The following is a 14,232-nucleotide window of genomic DNA, read 5'->3' as shown; positions in this document are numbered from 1 at the left end:
ATATATTTGTTATATCAATTTATAATCGAATAAATTCATGATGAGAAAAGTGTTGTGGTTTTACTGCTGCCCGGTGTTGTTAATGCTTTCCTGTTCAAATAAGGGAAGCACACAAGTTAAACCAACCGATCCCATAGTTTACAAAGCACCGGCTGTTTCCTCAACTTTTGCCAAGGGGGCCGACATTAGCTGGGTTACACAAATGGAATCATCCGGGTATAAATTTTATGATAAAACCGGCAAGCAACAGGATCTTTTTGCTTTGATAAAGAGCCTTGGTTTTAATTCAATTAGGTTAAGGGCATGGGTTAATCCTGCCGACGGCTGGTGTAATACAAATGATGTTGTGGCAAAAGCCTTACGCGCAAAAGCAGCCGGCATGAAAATAATGATCGATTTTCATTATGCAGACAGCTGGGCCGATCCCGGCAAGCAACCGAAGCCGGCAGCATGGACGTCGCTGGCTTTTGCCACACTGACAACAACACTACACGATTATACCGTAAACGTTATGACCACCCTGAAAAACAACGGGATTACGCCTGATTGGGTACAGGTAGGCAACGAAACCAACGACGGGATGCTGTGGGAGGATGGACGGGCCTCAAAAAGCATGGCTAATTTTGCGGCGCTGATAAAAAGCGGTTATTCTGCTGTAAAATCGATTAGCAGTACAACAAAGGTAATTGTTCACATTTCTAACGGGTTTGATAATAGTCTATTCCGGTGGATGTTTGACGGGTTAAAGGCAAATGGCGCCCAATGGGATATTATCGGGATGTCACTGTATCCATCTACCGATAACTGGACAACCCTTGACAGTCAATGCCTGGCAAACATAAAGGACATGGTATCGCGGTATTCAACGCCGTGCATGGTGGTTGAGGTTGGAATGGACGCAGCATCGGCAAACACCTCCCGTGATTTTCTTTCCGATATCGTCACCAAAGTAAATTCTGTTTCGGGCAGTAACGGCCTTGGCGTATTTTATTGGGAGCCAGAAGCATATAATTGGCAGAGTTATGGTCTTGGCGCTTTTGACGGTACAGGCAAACCAACAGTAGCACTCGATGCCTTCGGTAATTAATGTCAGGCCGCAAGCAACGCAGTAATACAGAGCACCACCACGACGGAAAAAGTAAAAACAAACCAGTACATGATAAACATCCCTATCATTTTAGTGATGGTACGAAAGACACTGCGGTTATAAACTACCCTTAGTGAACGAAATATATACCAGGTAATATACGCTGTAGAAACCAGGTTTATCCAATCTATAATAGACCAATCTGTCGGAATAATTAGTTCCAGCAGCATAATAAATGTCAGGAATATGAAAAGGAAACAGTGCAAATGGAACGTGTAGATCAAATGCTCCACGTAAAATTTACGGTTTTTAAAAAAAGTTATCTTAAGGATCAAGGCAAATAAAGGCAGCATCAGGAACATCATCTTAGGGATGTTGTGCTTAACCTCCTCAAAGAATACCTCTTTAGCTCTCGAGCCATATTTATGGTTATAAACAATAACTCTTTTGTGGATCTGCATTTTTAAAAATCCATCACGCTTATTTGCCGGCAGCTTCTGCTGTTCGGCCAGGTATTGTTCATAGCTGGTGTCTTTGGTTGCAAATAAGCCGTGCCGTAACTCAGCTGTATCCGTGTCGTCCGTATGGGTTACTTTAACAATTCCTCCGGCATAGCTTGTTACCTGTTGCTGGATCTGTTTTTTTTGAGCAGCGCTTAGATTGGGATTTTTAGCGATTTGTTGATTTACCGAATCTGCTTTCAATCTCGTTGCAACCGGTTTTGCTGGATTTAAGGGTTTAACCGTTACCTTTTCATGCGCATTTTGAAACAACAGAACAAAATACACTAAACTTATAAAAATATACATTTTAACCGGGTGCAGGTATTGAGCACGCCTGCCGGCCATATATTCATTGGTAAGATAACCTGGTTTAATAAGCAGTGGCTTTAATGTATGGAAAAACTGCTGGTCGAAGTGGAAGTAATCGCTTATGGCATGGTTCATCATATGGCCAAAGCTTTCCTTTATCTGCAGGTTTTCCTGGCCGCAGTTGTGGCAAAATTTCCCTTCTAATACAGTTCCGCAATTCAGGCAGTCGTTTTCTTTGCGGTAATGTTTTTTCATAGTTAGTCTGAAAAATTATTTTCTATAATTATGCTGTCTCTATAGCTCTCTTAAGCTCCGGAGTATGCTTGTACCTGAATGCAAATGGGAAAACTATCGCAATCACCAGTGCATACGCTGCAAAAGTGAACCAGATGCCATTCCAGTTTTTGCTTTGATCGGCATGTGTGAAAAATTTATCGATGATCATCCCGCTTGTAAAGCTACCAAATAACGCGCCGAACCCGTTCACCATCATCATAAATAAACCCTGGGCGCTGCCCCTGATCTCAGGAGGGATCTGTGTTTCCACAAATAGGGATCCTGAAATGTTAAAGAAGTCGAATGCCATACCATATACAATGCACGACAAAACGATCATCCACAGCCCGCCGGCGGGATCGCCAATGGCAAAAAGGCCAAATCTTAAAACCCACGCCAGCATGCTGAACAGCATAACATATTTAATCCCGAATTTTCGTAAGAAAAATGGGATCGCTAAGATGAAAATGGTTTCCGAAAATTGGGAAATAGACATGATGATCGCCGGGTATTTTACGGCAACCAATCCTTTGTACGCTGCTACTTTAGCAAAATCATGAATATAAGTATCGCCATAGGCATTGGTTAGCTGCAATGCAGCGCCGAGTAACATGGAGAAAACAAAGAAGATGGCGAACCGGGGTGTTTTAAATAATGAAAAAGCGTTCAGCCCTAACGAACTTGCAAATGATTTGTGTACCGTTTTACTTCCCAGTGGCGGACATTTCGGAAGCGTAAAGGAATAAATTCCAAGCGCAAGCGCCACCGCAGACGCAATATAAAATTGGTTGGCTGAAGTTTCGTTATGAGTAAGGCTGACCGTCCATAATGCGGCTATAAAACCGATCGTTCCCCAAATCCTGATAGGAGGGTATTCCTTAACAATATCAATGTCGTTCTTTTTTAAGGCTGAGTAGGCAACTGTTATTGATAATGACAACGTAGGCATATAGAATACCATGTTAAGCAATAGCACCCAGAAAAAAGTTGTCGGATCTTTTACCAGTGGTAAACAGAATAAGACCGCAGCACCTAAGATATGCATAGTGCCGTATAGTTTTTCAGCATTTATAAATCTGTCGGCTATTATCCCGGTAAGTGCCGGCATAAAAATGGCCGAAATTCCCATTGTAGAAAATATGGCTCCAAATTGCGCCCCCGACCAATGTTTGTTTTGAAACCAATACGCTCCAATGGTAATGAGCCATGCCCCCCATATGAAGTATTGCATAATGTTCATTAGTATTAAGCGAAACTTAATATTCATAAAGTGCCGAGTTAAGATCAGTTGTTGCCTGCGTTAAACCAAAAGGGGAAAATAGGGAAATAAAAGGAAAATCAAGAACCTTCAACCGCAGAAATGAAGATGAGTCAAAATAATATTACAATTAGAAGAAAACATTAGCAATTTTGTACTTAGGAAGCCTTTCTGCGGTTTAGTTCGTCCCGGATCTTAGCAGCTTTTTCATATGATTCCTCTGCCAATGCTTCCTGTAATTTCGACTTTAACTCGTCAACACTTAATGAGCCAAATCCACCGGTTGAAGTAGCCGCCGCAGTTGTTTTTTCCTCCTTGGTTTCGTTAATGTTTTCGAGGTAAACAAAATCGTTACCCTCAATTACAATGCCTGCAGTTGAAAGAATGAACTCGTAGGTGTAGATAGGGCAGTCGAACCTTACTGCAACCGCTATGGCATCGCTGGTGCGGGCGTCTATCTCTACTACCTTTTTACCATCTGAACAGATCAGTTTGGAGTAAAAGATCCCGTCGACGAGATTATAAATAATTATTTCCTGGATCTTAATATTGTAGGCCTCGCCAAGACTTTTAAAAAGATCGTGCGTGAGCGGACGACTTGGAGTCATCTTCTCTATCTCAATGGCGATTGCCTGCGCCTCAAAGCTACCGATGATGATCGGTAATCGCCGCCGGCCGCTTACCTCGCCCAAAACTAAAGCATAGGCACCAGACTGCGTTTGGCTGTAGGATAAGCCAACAATGTCCAGTTTTATTTTTTTCATATCATTACCCATCACAACTGATCTTTTTATGCCGAAGCTTTGTATTCTTTAACTGCTGCAATCAATTTTGGTACTACCTCAAATGCATCGCCAACAATGCCGTAATCTGCTACCTTGAAAAACGGTGCCTCGGGATCCTTGTTGATCACAACAATAACCTTTGAGGAGCTAACCCCGGCCAAATGCTGAATAGCGCCCGAAATTCCTATTGCAATATACAAATTTGGACTGACAGCTATACCAGTTTGTCCAACATGTTCGCTATGCGGTCGCCATCCACTGTCTGAAACAGGTTTTGAACAGGCCAAAGCAGCGCCTAACAAACCCGCAAGTTCTTCAACCATACCCCAATTTTCAGGTCCCTTCAAGCCGCGGCCGCCCGAAACCACAATGTCTGCGTCAGGCAGAGAAACTTTATCTGTTGAGCGAACGATCTCCTTGATCATGGCTTTAAAATCAGAAGCATTGCCTTCTGAAGAAAAATCTTCAATAGCCGGAGTTACAGCCTTTTCAACTAACTTATATGAGTTTGGTGTTAACGAGATCACTTTATTTGCGGTGGTTAATTCAACCACTGCAAATGCCTTTCCTGAGAATGCAGTTTTTTTAACAGTAAACTTACCCCCATTTTGCTCGGGCAGAGATACTGCCCCATCGGCTAAACCAGCTTCGATTTTTACGGCAATGCGTGGCGCTAAACCACGGCCGGAAAAAGAATTGGATAATACAATTATGTCCGCTCCTTCTTTTTTTGCTGCGTCGGCAATAACAGATGCGTAAGCCTGGTTTATAAAGTTCTTAAGCTTCGTGTTCGAAACGTTTAAAACCTTATCAGCTCCGTATTTGGCAAGGCCGGCAAGTTCATCATTGCTGACGTCGCCAATAGATATGGCTACCAGGTTGGTGTTATTTTGATCGGCGATGGCACGGGCATAAGAAACAGCTTCAAAAGTTGATTTCTTGAATTTGCCTTCTGCGTTCTCCGTATATATTAAAACTGACATATTAAAATTATAAGATCAATTAATGTGTGATGTTATATAACCCGTGCTTCTTCGTGCAGCAGATCAACCAGTTTAGCTGTATCATCAACTGATACTAGTTTTACTTGTCCGCGTGGTGCAGGCGTTTCATAACTGATGACCTCTGAAAAGTTCTTTACCTCAATTGGTTCAACAATTGTTAACGGTTTGGTGCGTGCCGACATGATGCCCCGCATATTTGGGATCTTAGGTTCGGCAACCCCTTCTGCACAACCAGCGACTATTGGCAATGGAATGGTCAATATTTCCTTGCCGCCTTCAATTTCGCGTTCAACGGTTACATTTCCTCCTTCGATATCCAGTTTTTTAATGATTGATACTGATGGCAGATCTAAAAGTTCGCCCAGCATCCCTGCCACCTTCGATCCATTGTAATCTATAGATTCGCGCCCCGTTAAAATAAGGTCGAATGAATTTGCCTTTACATATTCGGCAACCTGGTACGCTACATACCAGGCATCATGCGCCTTTGCGTTTATCCGTACTGCATCCGTTGCGCCAATAGCAAGCGCTTTGCGGATGGTAGGCTCTGTAGCAGCCTCGCCAACATTTATTACGGTTACAGATCCGTTACCACCGTCTGTTAGCTCAATGGCTCGTGCCAAAGCAATCTCATCGTAAGGGTTTAATATAAATTGAACACCTGCCGTATTAAATTGCGTGTTGTTATCAGTAAAAGTTATTTTTGTCGTGGTATCAGGAACGTTGCTGATGCAAACAAGGATTTTCATCTTGGTGTATTTTTAAGGATGAATACCTATAAGTAATAGAGAAACAAATTGTTTTTCAGTCATAATAGGTTTGTGCAAATTTAGTTAAAAAAGAGAGAGTTTAAAATGCAGATAAGCAGATTAGAGAAGCTATTGGAATTTATTAAGAATGAACCGGATGATCCGTTCCTGAAGTATGCGCTGGCAACCGAGTATCTGCGTATCAATGAAACAGATAAAGCGCTGGCCTATTACGAGGACCTTGTAAATAATCATCGCAGTTATGTTGGTACTTATTATCATTTAGGCAAATTGTACGAAGCGCTGGACCGGAAGCAGGATGCGATAAACACCTACGAAACGGGTATGCTTGTAAGCCGGGAACAACGTGACAACCACGCATTCTCCGAATTACAGGGCGTATACAATGCGCTGACAGGCTTTGGGGATGATGACGATGATGATTATTAAGGAGTTCGTAGTTGATGGTTCATAGTTCATGGTAGCTTCACATGCGATTAGGATATTGCAAAATTCAATTCAACGTTTTTATTACTTAATGATAACCTATAAACTACACTCTTTCTCGGCTATGAACTATGAACCATCAACCGTGAACTAACTCATGACAAAGAAGGAGCTAATCTTCCTGCGCGACGTAACGCTATACACTTTTACCGCCTTCGGTGGGCCGCAGGCGCATATTGCTGTTTTACTGCGTGAGTTTGTTGAGAAGCGGCGTTATATTACGGAGGAGGAGTTAATGGAGCTTAATGCTTTGGCTCAACTGTTACCAGGCCCCTCATCAACCCAAACATTAGTCGGTATTGCGTGGAAGGTAGGCGGTTTACGGCTTGCAATTATTACCTTTTTGATATGGGTACTGCCATCTGCAACAATTATGTGCCTCGCTGCAATCAGCTATGGCATGTTCGCAAATAAGGCTCAATTTACAGAGATCCTGCGTTTTGTGCAGCCAATAGCTGTTGGAATAGTAGCATACGCCACCTATATATTTGCCGATAGATTTTTAAAAACAAGGGTGAGCACCATGCTGGCAATTGGTTCATTGATAGCCACGTTGATCCTTCAAAATGCCTATGCCTTTCCGTTGCTTATATTATTGGGTGGGATTATTTCATCTGCGATGGAGACACAACCACAGGAAAATGAATTGCGTGTTAAGCTGTTTTCAAATGTAAACCCTAACAAAGTAACCTACTTTATCGGTATCCTGTTGCTATTTGCGGCATTGGGTGCAGTGGTAAACCAGACATCGGTTTTTAGTTTGCCGATCCGCTTATTTGAAAATTTCTATCGTAACGGCATTCTCATTTTTGGCGGGGGGCAAGTGCTGGTGCCATTGATGTATACCGAATTTGTCGGCGTTAAGCACTACCTTACAAGTTCAGAATTTCTTTCAGGATACGCCTTACAACAAATCCTGCCGGGGCCGACTTTTTCATTTACCTCATTTTTGGGAGGGATTACTATGGGCAACAAAGGGGGAGGGGTAATTGGCCAGGTTTTTGGCAGTGTGGTAGCGGTTATCGGCATAAACTCGCCGGGGCTTATACTTATTTTATTTATAGTTCCCTTTTGGAACGACCTGAAAAAAATAACCCGGATAAAAAACTCTCTTAGCGGGATAAATGCGGTAGCTGTGGGCTTTATGGCAACCGCATTAATATTATTGGTACGCCCATTCGGTCTCAACTGGATGGCCTACTTGATAATGGGCGCTACTTTTGTACTGTTGAATTTTACTAAAATAAAGGCGCCGTTTATTATAATAATTGGGATTGCTTTGGGGTTGGTATTTTAAAGCGCAGCCCCTAAACCCCCTAAAGGGGGCTTTTTAATTGCAAACTTGTTTTTTTCTTCCCCTTTAGGGGGCCGGGGGGGCTGGCCTAAAACGGCGGAATACCATCGTCATCATCCATCTGATCCATTTTTGATGGTCGGATGATAAAATTGCTTGGTTTGTCAAAGTCCTGTGATGGCGCTAATCCTGCAAATGCATTACCGGGTGAGAAGCCTCCATCCATGCCCATTCCCTGGTCAAGGTCGGTAAACTTAACAAATTTGCCCACAAATTTTAGCCTTACCCTGCCTGTTTCACCGTTACGGTGCTTGGCTATAATTACCTCACCCACGCCGGCTGTCGGCATATTATCTTCGTCAACTTCTAATCCGTAATATTCAGGACGGTAAAGGAATAACACCATATCCGCATCCTGCTCGATTGAACCGGACTCACGCAAATCCGAAAGCATCGGTCTTTTTGAACCACCGGGACGACTTTCAACCGCACGACTTAACTGCGATAACGCAATTACTGGTACGTTTAATTCCTTGGCAACAGATTTTAATGCCCTTGAGATACTACCAATTTCCTGTTCGCGGTTACCACCGCCTTTGGCGTCAGCAGCCTTACCGTGCATCAACTGCAGGTAATCGACAATGATCAATTGAATATCATGTTGCGATTTTAAACGGCGGCATTTTGCCCTGAATTCAAAGATATTAAGGGCAGGGGTATCATCAATTATCAGGGGAGCTGCCTCTAGTCTGCCAATTTTAGAGTGAATTTGTTGCCATTCCCATTCCTCCATATTTCCCTTACGGATCTTTTCCTGCTCAATTTCAGTTTCCCCGGATATTAAACGGTTAACTAACTGAACAGACGACATTTCGAGCGAGAATACAACGACAGGCTTGTTAAAATCAACGGCTGCATTACGAGCACAGGTTAACACGAACGCCGTTTTACCCATTGCAGGACGGGCAGCTATAATCACAAGGTCGGATTTTTGCCAGCCTGACGTCATACGGTCAAGATCTGTAAATCCTGATGCAACACCGGTCAATCCATCCTTTTTATCTTTAAGTGCTTCAATTTCCTTCAACGCTTCGTGCATCAGATCGTCCATCTTTCGTGAATCGCGGCGAAGGTTGTTTTGGGCAATCTCAAAAAGATTCTTTTCCGCGCGGTCTAACAGGTCGAGTACATCTGAAGTGTCTTCATAGGCGCTTTGGATCACATCTGTAGAGATCCTGATTAGCTCGCGCTGGATAAACTTTTGGATGATGATCCGGGAGTGATATTCAATGTTTGCTGCAGATGCTACACGATTGGTAAGTTCTGTAATATAATAAGCGCCGCCAATCATTTCCAGTTCGCCCTGCTGGCGAAGCTGAGCGGTAACGGTAAGGATATCGACAGGAGATGATTTCTCAAACAACATCCGGATAGCAGCAAATATTTTTTGGTGGCTGTCCTTATAAAAAACATCTGCCTTTAAGATGTCAATTACAGAAGACAATGCATCTTTTTCGAGCATTAATGCACCTAAAACTGCCTCTTCCAGGTCAATTGCCTGGGGTGGAAGCTTGCCAAGCCCGCTATAAGGGGTTGGGGTTGTTATCCTGTTTCTCCGGTCGGTAGTATTCGGCTTATTGTATTGATTATCGTTCTCCAAAATCATAAGGCGTCAAAAATATACAAAAAATAACTGGTATCGAATAATGATTTCAAACTGGTTTTTCCAGGCCTTTTTAAAAGGTTGATAACTTTATTTTTTTAACTGTTATGAAATCAACAAAAGATGTTGGGAAAAATACTTTATTAACACCAACTGTTAGTAAAATGTTAAGATACGAAATTTGCGCTTATAAATCAACAAACTAACCATGTGTTAATAAAGTTTTGAAATGTTAATAACATATTTTCCTAAATCAAATCTTTAAGAAAAAAACCAAATTGGTGCAATAGTTCAATAAAGGCTAAATCAATTAATATGGCTACTTTTACAGCCTTAATTTAATATTTTACAATGTCGTACAACAACAGGGAGCCCCGCGAAAGCAACCAGGTGGTTTTTGGTACCCGTGCAGTTATTGAGGCTATCCGTTCGGGTAAAGAAATTGAATCGTTATACATCCAGCGCGGTATCGGCGGCGAATTGTTAAACGAGTTACGGGCTTTACTGCATGAATACAATATAACAGCCCAGCAGGTACCGGTTGAAAAGTTGAACCGTATCACCATGAAAAATCACCAGGGTGTGATTGCCTTTATTTCGCCAATTATTTATCAAAAAATTGAGGATATCATTCCGACGATATATGAAAAGGGAGAGGTGCCGTTGATCCTGGTGCTTGATTCCATTACCGATGTGCGTAATATGGGGGCCATTGCCCGCACCGCCGAATGCAGCGGGGTTCACGCCATAGTGGTTCCGGCAAAAGGATCGGCACAAGTTAACCCGGATGCTATTAAAACTTCTGCGGGTGCATTGTATAAGATCCCGGTTTGCCGGCACGATAATTTCATGCAAACAGTGAAGTTTCTGCAGGAATCGGGCCTGCAACTGGTTTGCTGTACCGAAAAAACACAAGAATACATTTACAAACCAGATTATACCGTCCCAACTGCAATTGTGATGGGTTCGGAAGAAGATGGCGTACGCAACGATATTATTCGCATTGCAGATCACCTGGCAAAAATTCCGATGTATGGTGAAATCGAATCGTTGAATGTGTCAGTTGCTACGGGCGTAATACTATACGAGGCCATCCGCCAAAGATTAGGCCCCCAAACCCCCTAAAGGGGGCTTTTGATTAGCAAATCTATAAAAAAACAAAAGCCCTATTTAAAAAAACAGGGCTTTGAGTTTTTTCTCCCCCTTTAGGGGGCGGGGGGCATTCTATATATATTTCGCGCCAAACTGCTGCTTCACGTCGGCGACAACTTTCTTGACATTTTGCTCCTGGTCGCGCGGGCAGATCAGTAAGGTATTATTTGCTTCAACTACTATGTAATCATGAAGCCCCTGTAATATCACCAGTTTTTCGCCGGGTACATTTACCATACAGTTTGATGAATCGTACATGATCACCTTATCAGCCGGAATGACTGCGTTGCCTACATAATCCTTGTCTGCAAGGTCATAGATAGAGGCCCATGTACCTAAATCGCTCCAGCCAAATTCGGAAGGTAATACATACACGTTATCTGCCTTTTCCATAATTCCATAATCAATCGAAATATTGGTACATTGTAAGTATGTTTTGTGGATATGTGCCTTTTCGTCATTGGTATTATATACCGGCCTTGCTTCAGCAAAAATTTCATGCATGTCGGGCAGGTAGCTGCTAAATGCATTCACAATTGCCTTTGCCGACCATACGAAGATGCCTGCGTTCCATAAAAAGTCGCCACTTTGCAGGAATGTCTTCGCTATTTCCAGCGTCGGTTTCTCTGTAAAGGTTTTAACCTTGTAGAAATCATTTTTAAGGCTTTGCTCGGTATACTGAATGTAGCCATATCCGGTGTCGGGCCTTGACGGCTTTATACCAAGCGTGATCAGGCAATTATTTGTCGACGCGACTTCCAGTGATTTCTCAATGGCGCTGATGAAGGCAACCTCATCAAGTATCAGGTGATCTGATGGTGCAACCACAATTGCAGCATCAGGATTAAGGCTTTCAATTTTAAATGATCCGTAAGCCACACAAGGCGCGGTGTTACGCATCACAGGTTCGGTAAGGATCTGCCCTTCGGGCATATCCGGCAGCTGCAGTTTTACCAGGTCGGTATAAATCTCATTGGTTACAACGAAAATATTCTCTTTGGGGCAAATTTTCAGGAAACGTTCGTAGGTGTTTTGGATCAGTGTTTTTCCGGTACCCAGTATATCAATAAATTGTTTGGGATGGGATGTGCGGCTGATTGGCCAAAAACGACTTCCTATACCGCCTGCCATGATAATGGCGTAGTAGTTTTTATTCATGTGTGTTTAAACAATTTAATTTGGTATACGCGCCGCAAATTTGGGTAATAATTTGTAATTATTGAACTAATTAAAACTAAATAAAGGCACGCCGCAGATATCGCATGTTAAACGGGCTAAAGAAACAAATTGTTTTTAAAAGAATAATCATTTTTATATAAAATTTTAAAGTAAATCCATCGTTTATTCAGAAAAATTTGTTACTTTAAACTTTTAAATACAATCAAGAATACGTTTATAATGATAGAAACTAAGAAGTCGCTTTTTGATAACCTCCAGAACTTTTTCGGGTTCGATAATTTTAAGGGGGAGCAGGAAGCGATTATAACTAATATTCTGGCGGGTAACGACACATTTGTGATTATGCCAACCGGTGGTGGCAAGTCAATGTGCTACCAATTGCCGGCTTTAATGAGCGAGGGAACGGCGATCGTGATCTCTCCGCTAATTGCTTTAATGAAGAACCAGGTTGACCAGCTTAGGGCCTTTGGAGGTTCGGACAGCATCGCCCACTTTTTAAATTCCTCACTAACAAAATCAGATATTTCACGGGTAAAGGAAGATGTATTAGCTGGTAAAACCAAACTGCTTTATGTAGCTCCGGAATCTCTGACCAAACAGGAAAATATTGATTTTTTACGCCTTAACCAGGTTTCCTTCGTTGCAGTTGATGAGGCACATTGTATTTCGGAATGGGGTCATGACTTTCGCCCGGAATATCGTAAGATCAGGCAGGTGATCAGCAATATTGGTGATAATATTCCAATTATAGCCTTAACTGCAACAGCTACCCCTAAGGTTCAGCAGGATATCCAGAAGAACCTGCAGATGAATAACGCCACTATCTACAAATCATCGTTTAACCGCTCCAACCTATTTTATGAAGTGCGGGCTAAACGTAATGTTATAAAGGAGATTGTTAAGTTTGTTAAGCAAAACCAGGGAAAATCAGGAATTATATATTGCCTCAGCCGTAAAAAGGTAGAGGAAGTTGCCGAAGCGCTTAACCTTAACGGTGTAAAGGCATTACCATATCATGCAGGCTTAGATCCCAAGGTGCGCGCCGATACCCAGGATAAATTCCTGATGGAGGATGTAGATGTTATTGTAGCTACCATTGCCTTTGGTATGGGCATTGATAAGCCCGATGTTCGTTATGTGATACACCACGACGTGCCTAAGAGCATGGAGGGGTATTACCAGGAAACCGGCCGCGCTGGTCGCGACGGGGGTGAGGGTGTTTGCGTAGCATTCTATTCTGAAAAGGATATTGACAAGCTGCAGAAATTCATGAAGGATAAGCCCGTTTCCGAACGGGAGATAGGCACACAGATCTTGAAGGAGGTAATAGACTATGCTGAATCATCTGTTTGCCGCCGTAAACAATTACTTCATTACTTCGGTGAAAACTTTAACGAGGCCGGTTGTAATAACATGTGCGATAATTGCTGCGGGCCTAAGGAACATTTTGATGGCGAATTGCACCTGCATAAAGCACTCAGCCTGATAAAACAAATAGGTGAGAAATTTGACGATCACCACATCATCAATATCCTGATGGGTGAGGATAATGCACAGATAAAAAATTATGAGCATGATCAGCTCGATTATTTTGGATCGGGCAAGGAAGATGGCCTGAACCTATGGAACTCATTGCTAAGGCAGGCGCTACTGAATAATTTTCTGGCAAAGGATATTGACCAATACGGTTTGTTGCATTTAACCAAACTGGGAAATTCCTTTATTGATAATCCTTACAGTATCCGGTTTGTATTAAACAAGGCAATGGGTGCTACGGATGACGACGAAGACGCAGACGGCCCTAAACAGGGCGGCGGGGCTTTAGATACCGAGTTGCTGCAGATGCTTAAGGACCTGCGCAAAAAGCTTGCTAAACAAAAGGGATTGCCTCCGTTCGTTATATTCCAGGATCCGTCGCTTGAGGAAATGTGTACACATTATCCGATCACTACGGATGAGCTTAAACAGATCTCTGGTGTAGGAGCTGGCAAGGCGCTTAAATTCGGCAAGCCCTTTACCGATCTGATCCAGAAATACGTTGAGGATAATGATATCGATCGTCCTATTGATATGGTGATCAAAAGCGCCGCTAATAAATCAGCGCTAAAGGTATTTATCATCCAAAATATCGACCGGCATTTGAACCTGGATGATATAGCCGCTTCCAAAGGTTTATCCTACGAGGAGATCCTTAAGGAAGTTGAAACTATTGTAAACTCAGGTACCAAGCTTAACCTGAATTATTATATCGACGAAATTATTGACGAGGATAAGCAGGAAGAGATCTTTGACTATTTCCGTACCGCTGAAGCCGACTCGATAGATGATGCGCTTGCAGAACTTGGAAGCGATGATTATACAATAGAGGAGATCCAGTTGATGAGGATAAAGTTCTTGTCTGAAATGGGGAATTAATTTTCGTACAGATATCTCATGGGGATGTGATGTATGACGTTATAAATATTG

The 14,232-nt window shown here is 42.5% G+C and carries 12 protein-coding genes; 5 read left to right on the top strand and 7 right to left on the bottom strand.

The annotated features are described in order from the left end of the window. The first annotated feature begins 37 nt into the window (after positions 1-37). Complete coding sequence (locus tag KXD93_RS04325) at positions 38-1,087, top strand: glycoside hydrolase family 53 protein (protein WP_258135633.1); 1,050 nt, start codon at positions 38-40, stop codon at positions 1,085-1,087. A gap of 2 nt (positions 1,088-1,089) precedes the next feature. On the opposite strand, the gene KXD93_RS04320 is transcribed toward KXD93_RS04325, so the two are convergent. The 5 genes from KXD93_RS04320 to KXD93_RS04300 form a co-directional block, all read right to left on the bottom strand. Beyond that, positions 1,090-2,154, bottom strand: a complete 1,065-nt coding sequence (locus KXD93_RS04320) for a DUF3667 domain-containing protein (RefSeq protein ID WP_258135632.1) — start codon at positions 2,152-2,154, stop codon at positions 1,090-1,092. A 28-nt stretch (positions 2,155-2,182) separates the two neighbouring features. Further along, complete coding sequence (locus KXD93_RS04315) at positions 2,183-3,442, bottom strand: nucleoside permease (protein ID WP_258135631.1); 1,260 nt, start codon at positions 3,440-3,442, stop codon at positions 2,183-2,185. Positions 3,443-3,591: 149 nt separating this feature from the next. Next, on the bottom strand, positions 3,592-4,197 hold the full coding sequence (locus KXD93_RS04310) for a bifunctional nuclease family protein (protein ID WP_258135630.1): 606 nt from the start codon (positions 4,195-4,197) through the stop codon (positions 3,592-3,594). 26 nt (positions 4,198-4,223) lie between these two features. Further along, positions 4,224-5,201, bottom strand: a complete 978-nt coding sequence (locus KXD93_RS04305) for an electron transfer flavoprotein subunit alpha/FixB family protein (protein ID WP_258135629.1) — start codon at positions 5,199-5,201, stop codon at positions 4,224-4,226. A gap of 32 nt (positions 5,202-5,233) precedes the next feature. Further along, complete coding sequence (locus KXD93_RS04300) at positions 5,234-5,971, bottom strand: electron transfer flavoprotein subunit beta/FixA family protein (RefSeq protein WP_258135628.1); 738 nt, start codon at positions 5,969-5,971, stop codon at positions 5,234-5,236. 105 nt (positions 5,972-6,076) lie between these two features. Here KXD93_RS04300 and KXD93_RS04295 point away from each other — a divergent pair, with 105 nt between their 5' ends. Beyond that, positions 6,077-6,421: a tetratricopeptide repeat protein gene (locus tag KXD93_RS04295; RefSeq protein ID WP_258135627.1), complete on the top strand. Its 345-nt coding sequence runs from the start codon at positions 6,077-6,079 to the stop codon at positions 6,419-6,421. Positions 6,422-6,575: 154 nt separating this feature from the next. Further along, positions 6,576-7,775 carry a chromate efflux transporter gene (chrA, locus tag KXD93_RS04290; RefSeq protein ID WP_258135626.1) on the top strand — a complete coding sequence of 400 codons (1,200 nt, stop codon included), beginning with the start codon at positions 6,576-6,578 and terminating at the stop codon, positions 7,773-7,775. A gap of 85 nt (positions 7,776-7,860) precedes the next feature. On the opposite strand, the gene dnaB is transcribed toward chrA, so the two are convergent. Then, a complete protein-coding gene (dnaB, locus tag KXD93_RS04285) occupies positions 7,861-9,438 on the bottom strand; it encodes a replicative DNA helicase (RefSeq protein ID WP_258135625.1) in 1,578 nt (525 codons plus the stop codon). Between the two features lie 348 nt (positions 9,439-9,786). Here dnaB and rlmB point away from each other — a divergent pair, with 348 nt between their 5' ends. Then, positions 9,787-10,560, top strand: coding sequence for a 23S rRNA (guanosine(2251)-2'-O)-methyltransferase RlmB (gene rlmB, locus KXD93_RS04280; protein ID WP_258135624.1), 774 nt, complete (start codon positions 9,787-9,789; stop codon positions 10,558-10,560). Positions 10,561-10,659: 99 nt separating this feature from the next. Here rlmB and KXD93_RS04275 read toward each other — a convergent pair whose 3' ends face one another. Beyond that, positions 10,660-11,745, bottom strand: coding sequence for a mannose-1-phosphate guanylyltransferase (locus KXD93_RS04275; RefSeq protein WP_258135623.1), 1,086 nt, complete (start codon positions 11,743-11,745; stop codon positions 10,660-10,662). A 243-nt stretch (positions 11,746-11,988) separates the two neighbouring features. On the opposite strand from KXD93_RS04275, the gene recQ reads away from it, so the two are divergent. Then, positions 11,989-14,181: a DNA helicase RecQ gene (recQ, locus tag KXD93_RS04270; RefSeq protein ID WP_258135698.1), complete on the top strand. Its 2,193-nt coding sequence runs from the start codon at positions 11,989-11,991 to the stop codon at positions 14,179-14,181. Positions 14,182-14,232 lie beyond the last annotated feature (51 nt).

The organism is Mucilaginibacter phenanthrenivorans, from assembly GCF_024721155.1.
Taxonomy (GTDB): domain Bacteria; phylum Bacteroidota; class Bacteroidia; order Sphingobacteriales; family Sphingobacteriaceae; genus Mucilaginibacter; species Mucilaginibacter phenanthrenivorans.
Note: the sequence above shows the minus strand (reverse complement) of the source record. Positions and strands in the feature narration are given on the sequence as shown.